Genomic DNA, 18,204 nt, shown 5'->3' with positions numbered 1-18,204 from the left:
TTGATTGCTGTGGCACAGTGATATGTCACACTGCACACTCGGCGAAAGAGTCCGACGGTAACAACTGTGTTTCGGCCAGTTGTCTCAGACGGAGTGGTTTCCCCAGTTCAGCGATTCGCCGGCGGGCGCACGGCGCTGGGGAACCCGCCAGGGGTTGTCGTCGCGCAGCGCCGCAGGCAGCAGCTCCGGCGGGCAGTTCTGGAAGGTCACAGGCCGCAGGAAGCGCTCGATCGCGGCGGTGCCTACAGACGTCGTCCCCGGAGCGGTGGTGGCCGGATAAGGACCTCCGTGCTGCATCGCGGGAGTCACCGCGACACCCGTCGGCCAGCCGTCGAACAGCAAACGGCCCACGCGTTCCCTCAGCACCGCGACGAGCCGGCGCAGCCACGCGTCGTTCTCCCCGGCGCCACGGTGCACCGTGGCCGTCAGCGCGCCCGGGAACAGCTCACCGATCGCCTCCACCAACTGGTCGGGGTGGTCCGGGGCGTAGCGCACGACGATCGACAGCGGGCCGAACGCTTCGTCGAGGAGTGTGCCGCGCCGCTTCAGCAGCTCGTCCAGGCTCACCTCGACCAGGGTCGGTGCGGCCCGGGTCCCACCGTCCGCTTCGTCCCCCACGGCTCCCTCGGCGAGTACGGACAGTCCCGGGGTGGCGAGCACGGTGGCACGGCGCTCGGTGTAGGCGGCGGCTATGCCCTGGTACAGGAGTGGGTGGCTCGGCACCGCGTCCGCAGCCGAGCCGAGGCTGGGGGCGAGGCCGTGGCCCTCGGGAAGGAACAGGAAGCCGGGTTTGGTGCAGAGTTGCCCGGCCGAACCGAACACGCTGGCGACGAAGCCGGACGCGATCGCGTCGGCGCGTTCGGCCAGCGCGCCCGGCGTCACAACAACCGGGTTCACACTGCCCAGTTCACCGTAGAACGGGATCGGGCGCTCGCGTCCGGCGGCGATCCCGGCGAGCAGCCGGCCGACCTTGAAGGACCCGGTGAACGCCGCCGCGGCGATCCGGTCCTCGCGCAACAGCCGTACGGCGGCGTCCTGGTCGAAGACCACTTCGAAAGTCTCGGCGGGCAGGCCTGTCTTGACCAGCGCGGAGCGCACCTTCTCGGCGGTCAGCGCCGACAGACGCGGGTGGCCGGGGTGCGCCTTGAGGACCACCGGACAGCCGGCGGCCAGCGCGGAGGCCGTGTCACCGCCGGCGACCGAGAACGCGAACGGGAAGTTGCTCGCGGCGAACACCAGCACAGGGCCCACCGGCAGATTGAACCGCCGCAGGTCGGGACGGGGGCCCAGGACGAATCCCGCGTCGGCCTCGTCGATACGTACGTCGAGGAACTCCCCCGCGGCGCAGACGTCGGCGAACATCCGCAGCTGCACGACCGTACGCTTCAACTCCCCGGCCAGCCGCGCCTCGGCCAGCCCGGTCTCGGCCATCGCCTGCGGTATCAGTTCCCCGGCGGCGGCCGTCAGTTCGTCCGCTATCGCGTTGAGCACGCGTGCCCGCTCGGCGGGGGAGGTCTCGGTCAGGTCCATCAGCCCTCCTCGGAGGAGAGTGCGGCGATTCCGGAGATCGCGCGTTCCATGGCGGCCCGCACCTGCTTCTCGTGGGTCGGGGTGAGCGGCCCGCGTGGCGGGCGGCACGGACCGCCGAACCGGCCGACCATGTCCATCCCCAACTTGATGGCCTGCACGAACTCCGTCCGTGAGTCCCAGCGGAACACCGTGACCAGTTGCTTGTAGAGCTCCCGCGCCTGCTCGTACCGGCCGGCCGCCAGGTGCTCGTAGATCGCGACGGACTCCGCAGGGAAGGTGTTGGGGAACCCGGCGAACCAGCCGACGGCGCCGTCGAGCATCAGCTCCAGGAGCACGTCGTCGGCGCCCGCGATGATGTCGATGTCGCAGAGCTCGCTGATCTCGAAGGCTCGCCGGACGTCCCCGCTGAACTCCTTGACCGCCACCACCTCGTCGATCTCGGCGAGCCGCGCGACCAGTTGGGGCACGAGATCGACTTTGGTGTCGAACGGGTTGTTGTAGATCATCATCGGCAGGCCGACCTCGGCGATGTGCCGGTAGTGGTCGACCACCTGCTCGTCGCTGGCCCGGTAGAGGGTCGGCGGCAGGGCGAGCACACCGTCGGCGCCGTCCTCCTTGGCCAACTCGGCCCAGCGCTTGGCCTGATGCCAGCCCGCGCCGTGCACACCGGCCACCACCAGCCCGCGCCCGCCCACCGCCTCGACGGCTACCTGGACCACGCGGCGCCGTTCCTCGTCGGTGAGCGACGAGTATTCGCCGAGCGAGCCGTTGGGTCCGACACCGCGGCAGCCGTTGCCGATCAGCCAGTCGCAGTGTTCGGCGTAGCGGTCGTAGTCGACGGCGAGTCCCGCGGGGGCGGAGCTGTCCGCCTTGTAGGGCAGCGTCGTCGCGACGATGACGCCGCCGAGGTCGAATTGTTTGCCGGGCATGGTCTGCCTCTCATTCGATGGGGTCGCAATGAGCAGTACCATGTCACATGCCACACGCCATGAGTAGGCATCGCGCATGGAAAAGACGCGTCCGCGCCCTACAGGGCGGCTCGGCCGTATCTCCAGTAGCCACGGAAGGAGACGTCGGAGCGGGGGACGCCGCGTTCGCCGACGAGATGCCGGCGAACGCCGGTGGCCAGCGACGCCTCGCCCGCGGTCCAGGCGTAGAAGGGCCCTTCCGGGAGCCGGGCACTCTTCACCGCCTCCAGCGCGAGGGAGCCCGGCTTCGCCGGGGTCTTCGTATCGCCTTGGCGGGGCAGCCAGTTGACGGTGGTTCCGGGGAGTGTGACGACATCGTGGCGGATGTCCTCAACGGCGGGGACCTCAAGGAAGACCTCGGCGGGCAGCGTTCCGGCCGAGCGCTCCAGAATCGCGAGAATCGCCGGAAGCGCGCTCTCATCACCCACAAGTAGCTGCCACCGGGCGCCTGTCGAGGGTTGGTAGCCGTATCCCTCGTCGAGGAACGCGACCGTCTCGCCGGGCCTGGCCGCCAGCGCCCAGGCAGTGCCGGGCGCCGGCGGTCCGTCCTCCTCGTGGAGTGAGATCTCCAGATCGAACGCCGAGGCCTCCGGCCGGAACCGCCTGATCGAGTACGACCTGACGCGTGGCCGTCGCCTGCCACTCCGCAAGGTGTGCTGGAGCATCCACCGCCCGCCGGTCGGCAGCACGACCTCGTCGTTGCCGGGGTCGGCGAAGAACAGCCGGCCCGACTGGTCGTACCCGCTCCGCTCAAGGTGCTGGACGTCGGCGCCGCCCAGCGTGACGGACATGAAGTGTGGGCTGACGCGCTCGGCGGCCCGAACGGTGAGTGTCAGCATGCGCCGGTGGCGCGGATGAGGGCTCATGGCAGCTACTGTCCGGCGAATACGGGACGACGTACCACCGGTAAACTGTCATCCGATGCCGAAAACCCGCCAGCCTTCTCCAGGCCCACCGGAACCGCAGGCCATGCCCAGCGGCGCCGGGTGGCTGCCGCACGGCTACCGCCTCGATCCCCACACCCACGACCAGGGGCAGCTCGTCTACGCGGCTGCCGGGACGCTCGCCACCACGACCGAACGCGGCACCTGGGTCGCACCTGCCAACCGTGTGACGTGGACGCCACCCGGCTTCGCCCACTCCCATCGCTTCTACGGCCGCACCGACGCCCGCCTCTTGACCGTCCCGATCGGCCTGTGCGGTGAACTCGTGGACCACCCCAGCGTGTTCGCGGTCAGTCCCCTGCTGCGCGAAGCCGTCCTCGCGCTGACCGACGAGCGGCCGGAAACCCGCCCCGGCGCCCACACCCGGCTGCTCGCGGTAGTCATCGACGAACTCCAGGACACCGCCGAGCAGTCACTGCACCTGCCCGAACCCCGCGACGACCGCCTGCGCGCCGCCACCGACCTCCTGCACGCCGATCCCGCGCGGCCCGCGACCCTGGCCGAGCTGGGACGCGCCGCGGGAGCCGGCGAACGCACCCTGAGCCGCCTGTTCCACACCGAACTCGGCATGAGCTTCCACCAGTGGCGCACCATCCTGCGTATCCACCACGCCCTGGCCCACCTCACCGACGGCACCTCGGTCACCGACACGGCGATGACGTGCGGGTGGTCGAACCCCTCCAGCTTCATCGACGCCTTCAGCTCCGTCGTCGGCCAGACCCCGGGCAGCTACCAGGCAGATCTGCGGGGCAGCCCCAGGCTTCCGTAGCGGCCGGCAGATTGGCGGGTTTCCGGTATCAGCTGTCCATCTGCCGGTTGGACGCACCGTACGGAGAGCTCACAGTGGTGATCACCACGCCGCACCTGGGCGGCTTCCACAAGGAGCTCACCACCATGACCACCACCGGCAAGGACACAACCGTCGCTATCGTAGGAGGCGGCATCGCCGGACTCGCGCTCGGCAACTTCCTCCTCGGCAAGGGCATCGGCTGCGTCGTCCTGGAAAAGCACAGCCGCGAGTACGTGGAACAGCGGCAGAGGGCCGGGGCTCTCGACGCCGGCGGCGTCCGCCGGCTGCGGGAGTGGGGACTGGCCGAGGTCGTCGAAGGCCACAGCCACGGCGACTCCGACGCGGCCATGCCACTGCTGATCGAAGGAGAGAAGCGGCAGTGGAGGACGGGCGGTGACGACGACCCGGACGATGTCGACGGCGCGTACTGCCCCCAGCAGATCCTCGTCCGCAACCTCATCAAGGTCTTCCTCCGCGACGGCGGCGACCTGCGCTTCGGGGCCGAAGACGTTTCCCTGCACGACCTCAGTACCGAGAACCCCCTGGTCCGCTACCGCGACACCGCCGGCTCGACGAAGACCGTCAGCTGCGACTTCGTCGCCGGCAGCGACGGCTTCCACGGCGTCAGCCGGACCGCCGTACCCGCCGGAGTCCTCACCAGCGCCACCCACGAGTTCGGATACGCCTGGCTCACCGTCATGACCGACGTGCCCGCGGACCCCCTGGCCGTACTGGCGGTGCACTCCCGCGGTTTCGCGGCACAGATCACCCGAGGCCCGAACGCGAGCCGCCTCTATCTGCAGTGCCCGCTCACCGACACCGTCGGCCAATGGCCGGACGACCGCGTCTGGAGCGAACTGGAAGCGCGCTTCGGCTCGCCTGTGCCCCAGAAGGGCCCGATCACGAGCAAGCAGGTCGTACCGCTTCGCGGTGTCACCTTCAGCCCCATGAGCCACGGCAGGCTCTACCTTCTCGGGGACGCGGCACACCTCATCTCGCCCGTGAGCGCGCAGGGCATGAGTCTCGCCCTCCACGACGCCGATGTGTTCGCCCGCGCGGTCGTCCACCAAATCTCGGAGCTGGATTCCAGCCTGCTCGACAGCTACTCCGAGACCTGCCTGGACCACACATGGCAGCAGCAGGCGTCGGCGGTCTGGATGACCGAGGCGATGCACGACGCCGGCGACCCCTCCTACGAAGGGGAGTTCCGCCGGCAGATCGCCAGGAAGAATCTGGAAACCATGCTGGAGCCACTGCCGGCGAATCGCCCGTCCGCGTAACCCGGCGCCGAGCGGCCGGCCCCCGGAGGTCGGGCCACTCGGCGACTCCGGGCGCAGGCTACGCTTGCCCCCATGTCTGCCGGGGATCTCATCAATCGCCGCTCCGCGGTGCCGTTCTATTCGCAGCTCAAAGATCTCATCCTCGCGGACATCCAGTCCCGCGGACTGGAACCCGGCGATCGGCTCCCCGGCGACTTCGAGCTGTGTCAGCAGTACGACGTCTCACGCACCGTCGTCCGTCAGGCCATGGGCGAGCTCGAACACGAGGGCGTCATCCGCCGCGAGAGAGGCCGCGGCACGTTCGTCGCGGACACCCACGCCCCGAGCGTCTTCGGGCACGCCTTGATCGGCTACTTCGAGGACATCCAGTCGGGATCGGGAACCCATCACACCGTTGTACGGCGCAAGGGCCTGGTCCCGGCGTCCGAGGCGGTCGCCAAGGACCTGGCGGTCAAGGTCGGCGAGATGGTGGTGGAGGTGCAGCGCGTCCGGTCGATGGACGGCGCACCCTGGGCGCTGACCCTCACCCAACTCCCGCTGTCCGTCGGTGAGGGGCTGCTCACCGCCGATGTGGACGATCTCTCCCTTTTCGGGGTGCTTGAGCAGCGGTTCGGCGTCCGGTTCGATCACGCCCGGCGCCTCATCGAGGCCGGCGTGGCCGCCGACGAGGTGGCGGAGGTGCTCGGCCTGCCCGCCGGGGCTCCCGTCCTGATCATGCGCAGCGTCTCGTACGACGCCGCCGGACGACCGCTGGAGCGGTTCACCGGGCATCACCGAGGAGACCTCAGCCGCCTTGAGGTCGACGTCCGCCGACAGACCGACTGACCGGTCGACCTCCCTGACCTCGCCGGCCGCCGCCGGGCGTCTACGTCGCACACCCCGATGGGTTGACATCCTGTAATTACATTTGCATCATGGCTCTCGCGTTCAATGTCGACCCGCACTGGACCGTGGCATTCGAGCAATGGAGCAATGGAGCCGACTATGGCAGTCCTCCCCAGAACGGCCGCTTTCATCGCGGCAACCACGGCGGTGATCCTGGCGATGGCCGGAACGGTGACCTACAACATCGCCAACAATTCTTCGAACGCGGACGCCGTCACCTGGTGGGTTCCGGACTGGGACTACGACGCGGCCAAGAAACTGGTCACGGCGTTCGAAAAGGAGAACTCCGGCGCCACCGTCAATCTGGTCAAGACGACAGGTGACACGGTCGCCAATCGCACCTCCGTCGCGCTGAACTCCGGAGATGTTCCCGACGTCATCACCGAGTCGACCTCCCGTATCAAGGGCTATGCCCGAAAAGGCCAGTTGACGGACCTCAGCGGCCAGTACGGACCCGCCACGCCCAAGTCCGACTTCGCCCCCGGACTTGTCGAATCGCTCACCGATCAGGGCAAGACGTACGCTGTGCCCTACCGCTGGGCGACAAACGCCCTGATCTACAACCCCGACCTCTTCGAAGCCGCCGGAATCGACTCCCCGCCCAGAACCTGGGCCGAATTCGAGGAAGACGCCAAGAGGCTCACCAAGGGAAATGTCGTCGGGACCGCCTGGCCGATGCAGGGGGATCCGAGTGACCTGACCCTGCGTCTCCTGGACTTCGCGATCTCCGACGGATCGACGATCAATAACGGGGCACCGGAGCTCACCGAGCCCTCGGTCAAGAACGCCCTGGATCTCATCGGTGGATCCATCAGGGCGGGCTGGGCCAGCCCGAGCTCGTTCGAACTGGACAACACCGCCATCCATGAACTGTTCCTCCAGGGACGAGTCGCGATGTATCAAGGCGGTGTTTTCGACGTGGACGACGCGGTCACACATAAAGCACCCATCGCCACTGCCGAGTTGCCGGGTCCGAACGCAAACTCGGTCGGTACCGCACAAGGAAGTGGCTGGGCCTATATCGTGCCGGCCAAGGCCCAGCACAAGGACGCGGCGGAGAAACTGGTCGCCTTCCTCGGTAAGCCGGAAAACATGGCTGCTCTGACGCTGACTTTCCCCGCCCGGCTCAGCGCGTTCAAGGACGCGAAGTTCCAGACCGAACTGCGCGAGCCGTACGTCCGGCAACTCACCGACCACTCCACCCCGGCTCCGGACGATCCCCGCTGGACAGCCACCATTCCAGGCGTGCACAACGAGACCCAGAAAGTGGGTCTTGGGCAGCGGTCGAGCAGCGCGGCAGCGAAGAACATCGTCGCCCAGGCGGACAAGGCGCTCGGCCGATGACCTCGACCCAAGGTGACCTGATGAGTTCTGCGGAATCCACTGCCGTGACCCGGCCGAAGCGTCGCCGTCGCACCGGGCGCCCGGTCGGGCTGATGATGCCGGCGCTCGTTCTCACAGCCCTTATGTTCGTCATCCCTATCGTCTCGACCGTCGTCAGGGTCGTCGGCGACGGCGGCTCGGGTCTGACCCGCCTTTTCTCGACCCCCGACTTCGCCCAAGTCATGTTCAACACAGTCAAATGGACAGTCGGCGCCACCATCGGGGCGATGGTCATCGGTTACGCCGGCGGCATCGTTCTCCGGGCGAAACAGATACGGCTCTCCGGACTGTGGCGCAGCTTGATCATGGTGCCCTGGATCATCCCCGGCGTTGTCGGAGCGACCATCTGGCGCTGGAGCCTGTCCACCGATTACGGGCTGGTCAACCGTTATCTGATGGACCTGGGTATCGTCTCGGGGCCCGTTCACTGGCTGTCGGACCCCTCAATGGTTCTCTGGTCGGTCATGGTCATTCAGATATGGGTGACAGCGCCGTTCGTCGTCCTGATGGTGTCCGCCGCGCTGGCAGGCATTCCCGAGGAACGCTACGAGGCGGCTCGCCTCGACGGCGCTTCCTCCCTCAAGATTCTCTGGTACATCACACTTCCCGGCATCCGCACCACGACCGCGGTCGCCGCGCTGAACCTGGCGATATGGGCCCTGAACTCCTTCACCATCATCTGGGTCACCACCAGCGGAGGACCCGCCGGGGCGTCCACGATCCTGCCCATCCTGCTGTACCAGGCTTTTCAGAACGGTGATGACTCTCTGGTGTACGCGGTCTCAATTCTGCAGCTCGCCATCGGAACCGTCTGCGCCGTTCTGTTCGCTCGGACCATGCGCACAGACCTTCGGGAGCAGTCATGAGTCGACGATCCGCGACGCGAATCGCGGCCGGATTCGGGATGTGGTTCCTGCTCGCCGCACTTCTCGTGTGGAGCCTGGGGCCGGTCGCCGTGGTGCTGTTCACCTCCTTCACGGGCTCATCGGAGATCTACTCCGCCAACGCCCATCTGCTTCCCGACTCATGGACCTTGCAGAACTACGTCACCGTATTCACCAGCTCGAACACACTGCGGGCACTTCTGAACTCACTGATCGTGGGACTCCTCGCGGCTATCGCGACCCTGATCTTCTGCTTCAGTGCCGGGTACGCCCTCGCGCGCTTCCGTTTCCGCTCGTCACGACCGCTCGCGCTGTTCCTTCTGCTCGGTCAGGTGGTCCCGCTCACGGTGGTGTTGCTGCCCCTCTACCAGATCATCAGGTCCCTGAATCTTCTCGACTCCGTGGTAGGCGTCGCCATGGCGCACTTGGTGATCACCGTCCCGCTGGTGACCTGGATGATGCGTAACCAGATCGCGGCGGTGCCGATAGAACTGGAGGAGGCGGCGCAGATCGACGGGGGAAACCGTCTCGACGCCGTCACCTACATCACACTCCCGGTGATTTTCCCGGGTCTGGTCGCCGCGGGGATGTTCGCCTTCCTTCAGTCCTGGCACGAGTTCCTCTTCGCCTCCGTACTGACATCCTCAACAGCCGCGCGCACAGGGCCGGTCGCACTGACCGAATTCGCCACGGAGTTCAACGTGGACTGGGGAGCGACCATGGCCGCCTCGGTGGTGCTGACCGTTCCGGTCATCATCCTGTTCGTGCTGCTGCAACGCCACTTCATCGGAGGTCTCACCGGAGGAGCGGTCAAGGGATGAGAATCACGGACATCCGTTGTGCCCGTATCGGGGAGAGCCCCGTCGTACGGGTCGTGACCGACGAAGGCATCGACGGATTCGCCGAGGTCGAATACACGAAGGCCAATGTCGTGTCCACCCTCGGGATATCGCGCGAACTCCTCATCGGATGCGACCCGACCGAAGTCGAACGCTGCATGATCCGGATCCGCAGGCTGGGGGGATCCAAGCCGTGGGGGGCGATGGTATCCGCCATCGAGATCGCCCTCTGGGACATCGCAGGCAAGGCCGCCGGACTCCCGATTCACCGGCTGCTGGGAGGAAAGGTCCGCGACCGGATCCGTGTCTACAACGGCGGTGTACGACGTCCGCTGGAAGGTCACACTCCTCAGCACTACGCGGATGCCATGGCCTACAGCGCCGCGGCGCCCGAGGGCTTCAGCATCTTCAAGGAAGGCGTCGGACTTCACGGTTTCATGGCGCCCAACACTCCCGATTTCCTCTACAACGAGTTGCGCACCGGTCCGCTGCATCCCAATCGCGGTCCGATGACGCCCAACGCGCTGGCCCATGTCGTCGACTGCGTAGCGGCGATGAAGGACGTACTGGGGCCCGATCGGCGCCTCGCACTCGACATGGGACCGGGGTGGACCGTCTCCGACGCCATCACCGTCCTGCGCCGGCTCGAACCCTTCGACATCGCCTGGGCCGAGGACCTGCTGACCGGAGACTTCGTGCCGTGGGGCGAGGTTGACGGCTATCGCGAGATCACCGGATCGACCGTCATTCCCACCCACACCGGCGAACAGATCTATCTGCGCCAGAACTTCCGCGAACTGATCGACCGCCGGGCCGTTCGGATCATCGGCCCCGACCCCGGAGATGTCGGCGGACTCGCGGAGCTGAAATGGATCGCCGAATTCGCCGACCTCTACGGAATCCAGATCGCACCGCACGGAGTCAGCAGCGGACTGCTGGGACTCGCCGCGCTGATCCAGGTCGGCGCGGTGCTCCCGGACAATCTCATCGCGTTCGAATATCCGGTGGCGCGTGAACCCTGGTGGTACGAGATGGTCTCAGGGCTCGGGGACCCGATCGTCGTGAACGGCCATGTGACGGTCGGCGACGCACCGGGGCTGGGGATCGAGATCGACCGTGAGTTGGCGACAGCGCATCTGGGACCAGGTGCGGAGGACTTCTTCGAGTGGAAGACGGTGCCGGCGCGATGACGAACACACCACTGAGGACGGTCGGTGCCACCGGCCTGGAAGTGACACCGCTGACGATCGGCGGAGCGCCGCTGGGGTCGATGCCCAAGAACTTCGGATACGAGGTGTCGTACGAGAGCGGCGTCGCCACGGCGCGTGCCGCTCTCACCGGAGCCGTGCGCGCGCTGGACACCTCCGCCGCGTACAGCGGTGGAGAATCGGAGCGCCGCATCGGAACCGGGCTCGCCCAAGTCGGCGGCCTGCCCGATGGATACCTTCTGTCGACCAAGATCACGCGTGACCTCGACACCGGCGACTTCTCCGGGGAGCAGATGCGCCGGTCTATCGCGGGAAGTCTTGAGCGACTTGGAATCGACCGCGTCCCGCTCGTATATCTGCACGATCCCGAGAACACGACCTTCGAGGAGGCCATGCGCCCCGGAGGAGCCGTCGAGGTACTGCGTGAACTCAAGGAGACCGGAATCGCGCACGCCATCGGGGTGGCGGGCGGGGATACATCGGTCATTTCCCGGTATGTCTCCACCGGGATCTTCGACGTACTGCTCACCCACAATCGGTGGACCCTGGTGAACCGCAACGCCGGCCGCGTCATCGACCAGGCGGGCGACCTGGGAATGGGCGTGGTGAACGCGGCGGTGTTCGGCGGCGGAATCCTCGCTTCAGGCACTCACACGTCAACCCGCTACGGATATCGCGACGCGCCCGAGGAGCTTCTCGCGGCGATCCGCCGCATCGAGGCGCTCTGCTCGGAGGCGGACGTGCCCCTGGCCGCTCTCGCCGTCCAGTTCTCCGTCCGGGATCCCCGTATCGCCAGCACCGTCGTGGGCGTCTCGCGTCCCGAACGCATCGAGCAGAACGTCGCGGCGGCCACCGTGGCCATCCCCGAGGAAATCTACGACGAGGTGGATCTGATCGTGGCGTCGCTTCCGGCCACCCTCGGCCCCCAGTAAGGACAGAGCACCCACATGCCCATCCGCACCGCGATAATCGGCTTCGGCGTCTCAGGACGTGTCTTCCACGCGCCACTCGTCGCCGCCGACCCCGCCTTCGACCTCAGCGTGATCGTCACCTCCGACCCCGCTCGCGCGGCGGCGGCCACCGCCGCGTATCCAGCCGCGAGAATCGTGCCGAGCGCCGACGATCTGTTCGCCGCCGCGGCGGATCTCGACCTCGTCGTCATCGGCAGCCCGAACAGCACCCACCTTCCGCTGGCTCTGCGCGCTCTCTCGGCCGGCCTGAACGTGGTCACCGACAAGCCCGTCACGGTGAGAGCCGATGACGCGCGGACCCTCATTCGGGCCGCGGACGAGGCGGGCCGACTGCTGACGGTGTTTCAGAACCGGCGCTGGGACGGCGACTTCCTGACCCTCTCGGAAATCATCAGCACGGGCCGCCTCGGAGATGTCCACCAGTTCGAGACGGCCTTCGAGTGGTGGAAGCCGGAGCTGGGCGCGGAGTGGAAGGACACCACAGCCCCCGGTGAGGGTGGTGGCATCCTGTACGACCTCGGTCCTCATCTCATCGATCAGTGCCTGCAGTTGTTCGGGCCCGTCGAGGAAGTTCACGCGGAGCTCGACCGGCGCCGGCCGGGTGCGGTCAACGACGACGACAGCTTCGTCACGCTTCACCACGGAAGCGGTGTACGCAGCCGGCTGTGGATGAGCGCGGTCGCACCCGCCCCCAGGCCGCGATTTCGCGTCGTGGGCTCAAGGGCCGTCGCGACGGTCTGGGGCCTCGATCCTCAGGAGGCGCAGCTCATGGGCGGGCAGCGGCCGAACGATGCCGGGTATGGGATGGACACGAGCAGGGCGATCACCATCAGCGGTCCCGACGGTGAGGAGCGGGTCCCCGTCGCGGCAGGAGACTACCCCTCCTTCTACGCCGGGGTCGCGGCGGCGATCACGAACCGGACGCCTGCTCCCGTCGACGCGGCCGATGCCGTGGCAGCACTGTCCGTCATCGAGACGGCCGTGAGTTCGTGAGCCCACCCGCGACGACATCGTCAAGCCGCGCGGTGGGCAGGTACAGGGTCACCGTGGTGCCGCGCCCGACCTCGGAGTTCACGGTCACCCGGCCGCCGTGGGCGCGGACGATGGCCTGGACGATCGCCAGGCCAAGACCTGAACCACCGTAGGCGCGGCTCCGGCTGGCTTCGGCGCGCCAGAAGCGGTCGAACAGTCGTGGGATGTCAGCGGCCGGTATTCCCGAGCCGTTGTCGACGACGTCGACGCACGCCTCGTCACCTCGGTGGTACAGGGTCAAACCGACCTGGGTGCCGGGCGAGTTGTGCTGGACGGCGTTGCCCACCAGATTACGGAGGACCTGTTGCAGCCGGGCTTCGTCGCCGAGCACCGGGAGCCCGTCCGGCGGCGTGTCCAGGGTGATGTCGAGGCTGGAGTAGATCACGCGTGCGTCTTCGACCACGCTCTCGGCGAGCGCTGCCAGGTCGAGCGGATGGCTGTCGAGGGGCCGGCCGGTATCCAGGCGGGCGAGCAGTCCCAGCTCTTCGACCAGTAGCCGGATCCGGCCCACCTCGTCCTCGATCCGGACAAACACCTGCTCGACGTCGTCGTCTCCGAGGCCGCCCTGCCGGTAGAGCTCCAGCCAGCCGGAGACCGTGGCGAGCGGGGTGCGCAGTTCGTGCGAGGCGTCGGCGGCGAAGGTTCTCGCCCGGTCCTCGGCGCGTGCCTGCGCGTCGAAGGCGCGGTTGGTCGCCGCCGCCAGTATGTCGGTCTCGGTGCCCCGGTTCGATACGGGCAGTCGTTCGTCGCGCGACCCTTCGGCGATGGCATCGGCCGCTTGCGCCATCTCGGTCAGGGGACGCAGGCCGATGTGGAGTACGACCAGTCCCAGTGCCATCAGGACGATCACCGAGACGAGCGCGATCGTCGCCATGCTCCCGATGAAACCGACGACGGTGTTCCTGTCGACGTTCGGGTCGTTCACGAGGATCATCCGAGCGACGTCGTCGGTGTCTCTGTCGGAGTAGGTGATCCGCATACCAGGTGTGGTGATCAGTACGGCCACCACGTCGTCTCCGGTCTCCATGATCTCGCCCGGGTCCGCGTTCTTCGCGAGCCGGGCGAGCTCGTACTCCCTTCCGGCGCTCGTCCCGATGGCGAACAGGATGTGGTCGTCCGCGTCCAGTCCCATGGTGCCGAGGGGCGGGCCGAGCATGGTCTCGAACTGATCCGAGTTGATCGTCTGCGGGGCGGAACGGATCAGCACGCCTATCCGGCGCTCGTCGTCGCGCAGTTTTTCGACGGACCGATCGTGGATGTAGTCGTTGGCCAGGAACCCGGTCAGGACGGTGCTGGCGCCGAGGGCGAAAACGAAAAGCATCAGAAAGCCCACGAGTAGCCGGCCACGGATACCCGCCTGCCATCGGCGCCAGCGCCGCCTCATCGCCCGGTGGTCCCCTCGTGACCCGGTCCCCGCTCGTGCCGCAGGGCGTACCCGACGCCCCGCACGGTGTGGATCAGCGGCTCGTGTCCGTCGTCTATCTTGCGGCGCAAGTTGGAGATGAACCGCTCCACAACGACCGAGTCACCACCGAAGTCGTACTGCCAGACCGCTTCGAGGATCTGCGTCTTCGACAGCACCTGCCCCGGATGAGTGATGAGGACGTGCAGCAACTTGAACTCGGTCGGCGACAGCTTCACCAGTCGCTCACCCCGACGGACCTCGTGACGCCCCGGGTCCACCGACAGATCGTGGAAGGTCAGAGCCGAACCGGCGGGCACGGCGTTGCCGCGCGCACGGCGCAGCAGTGCCTCGATCCGCGCCCCGATCTCCACGACGCTGAACGGCTTGACCACATAGTCGTCCCCGCCCAGTCGCAGTCCACGGACCCGGTCCTCGACCGCGTCCCGCGCGGTGAGGAACAGCACCGGCACTTCGATCGACCGCGACCTGAGCATGGCGAGTACGTCGAATCCGGTTCCCCCCGGCAGCATCACGTCGAGCACGACGACGTCCGGCTGAAAGGTCCGCACTTGCTCAAGTGCCTCTGGGATGTCGGCCGCCACGTCCACCTCGTAGTCGGCGAAGCGCAGAGCGGAGGTCAGCAGACCGCGGATTCCTGGATCGTCGTCGACCACGAGTACGCGGTCGGGATGCTCGGTATCAGCCATCCGCTGCCTCCGTTCCGGTTCAGTGCGCGGTGTTGTCAGCCGACCAGTTCGGGCTCGCGAGTGGCGGGTTCGTTCTTGGCCAGGGCCTGACCTTCGACGTCCACCTTAGGCACCACCCGGTCGAGCCAGCGCGGGAGTCGCCAGGCACGGTCGCCCAGGAGCTTCAGCACGGCCGGGACCAGGGTGAGGCGCACCAGGAAGGCATCGACGAGGACTCCGAAAGCCAGGGCGAACGCGATCGGCATGACGTTGGGATCGTGTGAGAACAGGAAGCTGAAGAAGACGGTGATCATGATCGCCGCCGCTGCCACGACCACACGCCCGGCGTCGCGGCCGCCCGCCCTGATCGCGTCGTGCGCGTTGCCGTGGTGGGCGTAGTGCTCGCGCATCGCGGAGACGAGGAAGACCTCGTAGTCCATGGCCAGGCCGAAGAGGACGGCCATGACGATGATGGGTACGAAGCTGGGGACCGAACCCACGAGCGGTACTCCCAACACCCCGGCCAGCCAGCCCCATTGGAAGACGGCCACCATGGCACCGAATGCCGCGCCCACCGAGAGCAGGAAGCCCGCGGTGGCCTTGAGCGGAATCGTCCAGGACCGGAAGGCGATCAGCAGCAGAAGGAGGGACAGGCCGACCACCACGACGGTGAAGGGCAGCAGGGCGCCGCTGGTCTTGTCCACGGCGTCGATGCTGATGGCGGTCATACCGGTCACCGCGACATAGCCGCCGGTCTGCGCGCCGATGGGGACGAGCGCGGCGCGCAGGTCGCCGACAAGGGCGTTGGTGGCCTCGGCGTTGGGGCCGGTGGCGGGCACGATGCTGACCATCGCGGCCTGCTTGTCGGGGGCGATGAGCGGGCCGCTCACTTCCGCGATGCCGGACATCGGCTCGACGGCGTCGATGACCTTCTCCGCGGTGGAGTTGATCTCGGCGACGGAGTCACCCTCGACGAGTACGGGCAGCGGGCCGTTGACGCCGGGGCCGAAGGCTCCGGCGATGAGGTCGTAGACCTGCCGGGGTTCGGAAGTCTTCGGCGCGGAACCGTTGTCGGCCAGGGCCAGCCGCAACTGCGCGGCGGGGACGGCGACCACGGCCAGCGAGAGCACGACGGCGACCACGACCTTACGGGGATGCCGGATCACGGCGTCGACCCAGCGTACGGCGAGACCGCGCGATTCCGTGTCGAGCGCGCGACGGGCGGCGCGGGACGACGGCTTGGGCCTGAGCCTGTCACCCGCCAGCGACATGACACCGGGGAGCGCTGTCAGGGCGACAAGAACGGCCAGGGCGACCGCACCGGCCGCCGCCAGGCCCATGGAGGTGAGCATCGGGACCCCGGCGAGGGTCAGGCCGGCCAAGGCGATGATCACGGTGAGACCGGCGAAGAGTACGGCGCTGCCCGCGGTGGCCGTGGCCATCGCGATCGACTCGGCCATCGGCATCCCGCGGGTCAGCTGCGCACGGTGCCGGGAGACGATGAGCAGGGCGTAGTCGATACCGACGGCGAGGCCGAGCATGATCGCCAGGGTCAGCGCATTCTGGGAAACGTCGAAGTAGGCGGTGGCCAGAAGCGTGCCGGCGACCGAGCCTCCTACGCCGAGGACCGCCGTGAGGATCGGGATCCCGGCCGCGACAACCGATCCGAACGTGATCAGCATGACGAGCAGAGCGACCCCGATGCCGATGGCCTCAGGGGTGCCGAACGGGGCGAGTTCCTCCTCGAAGGCGTCGCCACCGAAGATGACACGTCCGCCCTGGTCGTTGAAGCGCTCGTTGAAGGCCGCGCCAGTCGCCCGTACCTCCTCCTGCTGAGCGGGCTCGACCTCTGCGTCCTGCTCCAGGTCGATACGGACCGAGGCGACCGCCACCCGGCCGTCCTCCGAGACCCTCTCCAGCGGATCGCTCACGTCAGCGACCAGGTCCTCGGCCCGCATCCGCTCCATCACGGCGCGCATCCGCCGGACGACCGAATCGTCCTTGATCTTCGCGCCGTTGGGAGCGACGAACAGGACGTCACCCTCGATTCCGCCCTCATCGGGGAAGTGCCGGTTCGCCTTCTCCAGAGCGACCTGCGCCGGGGAACCGGGAATCGAATGACCGGGCGCGAACGAGCCGGACGAGGAGAACGCGAAGATGAGCGCCCCGGCCAGCACGGCCAGCGACGTCAACAGAAAGATGAGCCGACGACGGGCCGCCGCGGCCCCCAGCCGGTACAGGAGCTGAGCCACTGGAACGCCTTTCATGGCAGGTGTTGATGACCTGCTCAGCGTCACGTTCCAACTTGATGGCCGGCCCCCGCTGACCTTGACGGTTACTTGACGGCTCCCCCGCCGCCTCGTCAAGGTCCCGCCGGCTCCGGCCGCCGATGTCCTGTCCGGCCAACTGGCGCCCCTGGCGACGCGAGTAGCTCTTCGCTCCGTCGCCAGAGGCGCCGGGCCGATTCCGGGTCGATGGAGTGGGACGTGACAGTGGAGTTGGGGTGCCGCGGGTCGAACGCCTTCGGCTCGTCGTCCAGTTCGGAGATGTCGCTGTTCCTGAGGTAGACGCCGCCGATATCGACGAGAAGGGGGCTGGTGGCCGCGAACACCACGGTGGCGGCCCCCTGTTGTGGCGTCTTCCTCTCCCGCTCGGGGTCGATGACCGGCCGGCCGGACTCGTCGATCAGTCCCATGGCCCGCAGACTCTCCTCGCCCGCGGCGCCGTTGAGGCCGGTGCCGACGACGATGCCCGGGTGGGTGGCGTATCCACGGATGCCGGCCGGGGCCCAGCGGCGGTCCAGCTCGACGGTGAAGAGCACGTTGGCCGTCTTGGACTGGGCGTAGGCCATGGTCGGCTCGTAGTCGGTGGCGAAGTGCAGGTTGTCCCAGTGGATGCCGGACAGGCGCTGGGCGCCGGAGGTGACGTTGACGACCCGGGCGCCGCGCGCGGCGCGCAGGGCCGGCAGCAGACCGAGGGTCAGTTGGAAGTGGCCGAGGTGGTTGGTCGCGAACTGGACCTCGTAGCCGCGGGCGTCCACGGTTCGCCGCGCGGGTGATGGCACGCCGGCGTTGTTGATCAAGAGGTGGAGCGGGCGGCCGGTTTCGAGCCGGCGCGCCGCGAAGGCGTCAATAGACGCCGGGTCCAGCAGGTCCAGCCGGTCGGCCTCGACGTCCCCGATCCCCGCCAGGGCCCGCTCGGCGCGGTCCGGGTCGCGCGAGACCGTGGTCACCGACGCACCGGCCCCGGCGAGAGCACGGGTGACCTCCAGGCCGATCCCTGTGTGGCCGCCGGTGATGATCACGTTCTTGTCGGCCAGGTCGATCCCGGCGATGACCTCCTGGGCCGTGGAGGCGGGGGTGAAGCCGGAACCGAGAGGACGCTGTTTATGGTTCATGC

General features: G+C 67.7%; 16 protein-coding genes. 9 read left to right on the top strand and 7 right to left on the bottom strand.

The window, feature by feature from the left end; translation table 11 throughout:
* Positions 1 to 84: 84 nt before the first annotated feature.
* The 3 genes from ACFWV8_RS03715 to ACFWV8_RS03705 all read right to left on the bottom strand — a co-directional run bounded on the left by ACFWV8_RS03715 (position 85) and on the right by ACFWV8_RS03705 (position 3,364).
* Positions 85 to 1,530, bottom strand: a complete 1,446-nt coding sequence (locus ACFWV8_RS03715) for an aldehyde dehydrogenase (NADP(+)) (protein WP_384197661.1) — start codon at positions 1,528 to 1,530, stop codon at positions 85 to 87.
* A complete protein-coding gene (locus ACFWV8_RS03710; protein WP_384197659.1) occupies positions 1,530 to 2,459 on the bottom strand; it encodes a dihydrodipicolinate synthase family protein in 930 nt (309 codons plus the stop codon). Before ACFWV8_RS03710 ends, ACFWV8_RS03715 begins: the two co-directional genes overlap by 1 nt.
* A 98-nt stretch (positions 2,460 to 2,557) precedes the next feature.
* Positions 2,558 to 3,364 carry a siderophore-interacting protein gene (locus ACFWV8_RS03705; protein WP_384197657.1) on the bottom strand — a complete coding sequence of 269 codons (807 nt, stop codon included), beginning with the start codon at positions 3,362 to 3,364 and terminating at the stop codon, positions 2,558 to 2,560.
* 103 nt (positions 3,365 to 3,467) lie between these two features.
* On the opposite strand from ACFWV8_RS03705, the gene ACFWV8_RS03700 reads away from it, so the two are divergent.
* The 9 genes from ACFWV8_RS03700 to ACFWV8_RS03660 all read left to right on the top strand — a co-directional run bounded on the left by ACFWV8_RS03700 (position 3,468) and on the right by ACFWV8_RS03660 (position 12,675).
* Positions 3,468 to 4,211 carry a helix-turn-helix domain-containing protein gene (locus tag ACFWV8_RS03700; RefSeq protein WP_384197655.1) on the top strand — a complete coding sequence of 248 codons (744 nt, stop codon included), beginning with the start codon at positions 3,468 to 3,470 and terminating at the stop codon, positions 4,209 to 4,211.
* A 125-nt stretch (positions 4,212 to 4,336) separates the two neighbouring features.
* Positions 4,337 to 5,512: a 4-hydroxybenzoate 3-monooxygenase gene (locus ACFWV8_RS03695; protein ID WP_384197802.1), complete on the top strand. Its 1,176-nt coding sequence runs from the start codon at positions 4,337 to 4,339 to the stop codon at positions 5,510 to 5,512.
* Between the two features lie 72 nt (positions 5,513 to 5,584).
* Positions 5,585 to 6,337, top strand: coding sequence for a GntR family transcriptional regulator (locus tag ACFWV8_RS03690; protein WP_329378087.1), 753 nt, complete (start codon positions 5,585 to 5,587; stop codon positions 6,335 to 6,337).
* Positions 6,338 to 6,442: 105 nt separating this feature from the next.
* The gene (locus ACFWV8_RS03685; RefSeq protein WP_384197654.1) at positions 6,443 to 7,741 is read left to right on the top strand and encodes an ABC transporter substrate-binding protein; all 1,299 of its coding nucleotides are present in this window, start codon (positions 6,443 to 6,445) and stop codon (positions 7,739 to 7,741) included.
* Entirely contained in the window at positions 7,738 to 8,646 is a 909-nt protein-coding gene (locus ACFWV8_RS03680; protein ID WP_384197652.1) for a carbohydrate ABC transporter permease, read from the top strand. The genes ACFWV8_RS03685 and ACFWV8_RS03680 overlap by 4 nt, the downstream gene beginning before the upstream one ends.
* The gene (locus ACFWV8_RS03675) at positions 8,643 to 9,485 is read left to right on the top strand and encodes a carbohydrate ABC transporter permease (protein ID WP_384197651.1); all 843 of its coding nucleotides are present in this window, start codon (positions 8,643 to 8,645) and stop codon (positions 9,483 to 9,485) included. Before ACFWV8_RS03680 ends, ACFWV8_RS03675 begins: the two co-directional genes overlap by 4 nt.
* Positions 9,482 to 10,693, top strand: coding sequence for a mandelate racemase/muconate lactonizing enzyme family protein (locus tag ACFWV8_RS03670; protein WP_384197650.1), 1,212 nt, complete (start codon positions 9,482 to 9,484; stop codon positions 10,691 to 10,693). Before ACFWV8_RS03675 ends, ACFWV8_RS03670 begins: the two co-directional genes overlap by 4 nt.
* The gene (locus tag ACFWV8_RS03665) at positions 10,690 to 11,643 is read left to right on the top strand and encodes an aldo/keto reductase (RefSeq protein WP_384197648.1); all 954 of its coding nucleotides are present in this window, start codon (positions 10,690 to 10,692) and stop codon (positions 11,641 to 11,643) included. Before ACFWV8_RS03670 ends, ACFWV8_RS03665 begins: the two co-directional genes overlap by 4 nt.
* Before the next feature lie 15 nt (positions 11,644 to 11,658).
* Positions 11,659 to 12,675: a Gfo/Idh/MocA family oxidoreductase gene (locus ACFWV8_RS03660; RefSeq protein WP_384197646.1), complete on the top strand. Its 1,017-nt coding sequence runs from the start codon at positions 11,659 to 11,661 to the stop codon at positions 12,673 to 12,675.
* Here the strand turns inward: ACFWV8_RS03660 and ACFWV8_RS03655 are convergent.
* The 4 genes from ACFWV8_RS03655 to ACFWV8_RS03640 form a co-directional block, all read right to left on the bottom strand.
* On the bottom strand, positions 12,650 to 14,035 hold the full coding sequence (locus ACFWV8_RS03655; protein WP_384197644.1) for a sensor histidine kinase: 1,386 nt from the start codon (positions 14,033 to 14,035) through the stop codon (positions 12,650 to 12,652). The two genes, ACFWV8_RS03660 and ACFWV8_RS03655, sit on opposite strands and share 26 nt — an antisense overlap.
* A gap of 59 nt (positions 14,036 to 14,094) precedes the next feature.
* Positions 14,095 to 14,826, bottom strand: a complete 732-nt coding sequence (locus ACFWV8_RS03650; RefSeq protein ID WP_384197642.1) for a response regulator transcription factor — start codon at positions 14,824 to 14,826, stop codon at positions 14,095 to 14,097.
* Positions 14,827 to 14,861: 35 nt separating this feature from the next.
* Positions 14,862 to 17,057, bottom strand: coding sequence for an MMPL family transporter (locus ACFWV8_RS03645; RefSeq protein ID WP_384197640.1), 2,196 nt, complete (start codon positions 17,055 to 17,057; stop codon positions 14,862 to 14,864).
* A 110-nt stretch (positions 17,058 to 17,167) separates the two neighbouring features.
* Entirely contained in the window at positions 17,168 to 18,202 is a 1,035-nt protein-coding gene (locus ACFWV8_RS03640) for an SDR family NAD(P)-dependent oxidoreductase (RefSeq protein WP_384197639.1), read from the bottom strand.
* Positions 18,203 to 18,204 lie beyond the last annotated feature (2 nt).

The sequence above is a fragment of the Streptomyces sp. NPDC058665 genome, from assembly GCF_042714995.1.
In the GTDB taxonomy this organism is placed as follows: domain Bacteria; phylum Actinomycetota; class Actinomycetes; order Streptomycetales; family Streptomycetaceae; genus Streptomyces.
Note: the sequence above shows the minus strand (reverse complement) of the source record. Positions and strands in the feature narration are given on the sequence as shown.

What these genes read in the sequence shown, in the direction of transcription:
- ACFWV8_RS03715 (WP_384197661.1), bottom strand. Translation starts at nt 1,530, where the DNA reads ATGGACCTGACCGAGACCTCCCCCGCCGAGCGGGCACGCGTGCTCAAC.
- ACFWV8_RS03710 (WP_384197659.1), bottom strand. Translation starts at nt 2,459, where the DNA reads ATGCCCGGCAAACAATTCGACCTCGGCGGCGTCATCGTCGCGACGACG.
- ACFWV8_RS03705 (WP_384197657.1), bottom strand. Translation starts at nt 3,364, where the DNA reads ATGAGCCCTCATCCGCGCCACCGGCGCATGCTGACACTCACCGTTCGG.
- ACFWV8_RS03700 (WP_384197655.1), top strand. Translation starts at nt 3,468, where the DNA reads ATGCCCAGCGGCGCCGGGTGGCTGCCGCACGGCTACCGCCTCGATCCC.
- ACFWV8_RS03695 (WP_384197802.1), top strand. Translation starts at nt 4,337, where the DNA reads ATGACCACCACCGGCAAGGACACAACCGTCGCTATCGTAGGAGGCGGC.
- ACFWV8_RS03690 (WP_329378087.1), top strand. Translation starts at nt 5,585, where the DNA reads ATGTCTGCCGGGGATCTCATCAATCGCCGCTCCGCGGTGCCGTTCTAT.
- ACFWV8_RS03685 (WP_384197654.1), top strand. Translation starts at nt 6,443, where the DNA reads ATGTCGACCCGCACTGGACCGTGGCATTCGAGCAATGGAGCAATGGAG.
- ACFWV8_RS03680 (WP_384197652.1), top strand. Translation starts at nt 7,738, where the DNA reads ATGACCTCGACCCAAGGTGACCTGATGAGTTCTGCGGAATCCACTGCC.
- ACFWV8_RS03675 (WP_384197651.1), top strand. Translation starts at nt 8,643, where the DNA reads ATGAGTCGACGATCCGCGACGCGAATCGCGGCCGGATTCGGGATGTGG.
- ACFWV8_RS03670 (WP_384197650.1), top strand. Translation starts at nt 9,482, where the DNA reads ATGAGAATCACGGACATCCGTTGTGCCCGTATCGGGGAGAGCCCCGTC.
- ACFWV8_RS03665 (WP_384197648.1), top strand. Translation starts at nt 10,690, where the DNA reads ATGACGAACACACCACTGAGGACGGTCGGTGCCACCGGCCTGGAAGTG.
- ACFWV8_RS03660 (WP_384197646.1), top strand. Translation starts at nt 11,659, where the DNA reads ATGCCCATCCGCACCGCGATAATCGGCTTCGGCGTCTCAGGACGTGTC.
- ACFWV8_RS03655 (WP_384197644.1), bottom strand. Translation starts at nt 14,035, where the DNA reads ATGCTTTTCGTTTTCGCCCTCGGCGCCAGCACCGTCCTGACCGGGTTC.
- ACFWV8_RS03650 (WP_384197642.1), bottom strand. Translation starts at nt 14,826, where the DNA reads ATGGCTGATACCGAGCATCCCGACCGCGTACTCGTGGTCGACGACGAT.
- ACFWV8_RS03640 (WP_384197639.1), bottom strand. Translation starts at nt 18,202, where the DNA reads ATGAACCATAAACAGCGTCCTCTCGGTTCCGGCTTCACCCCCGCCTCC.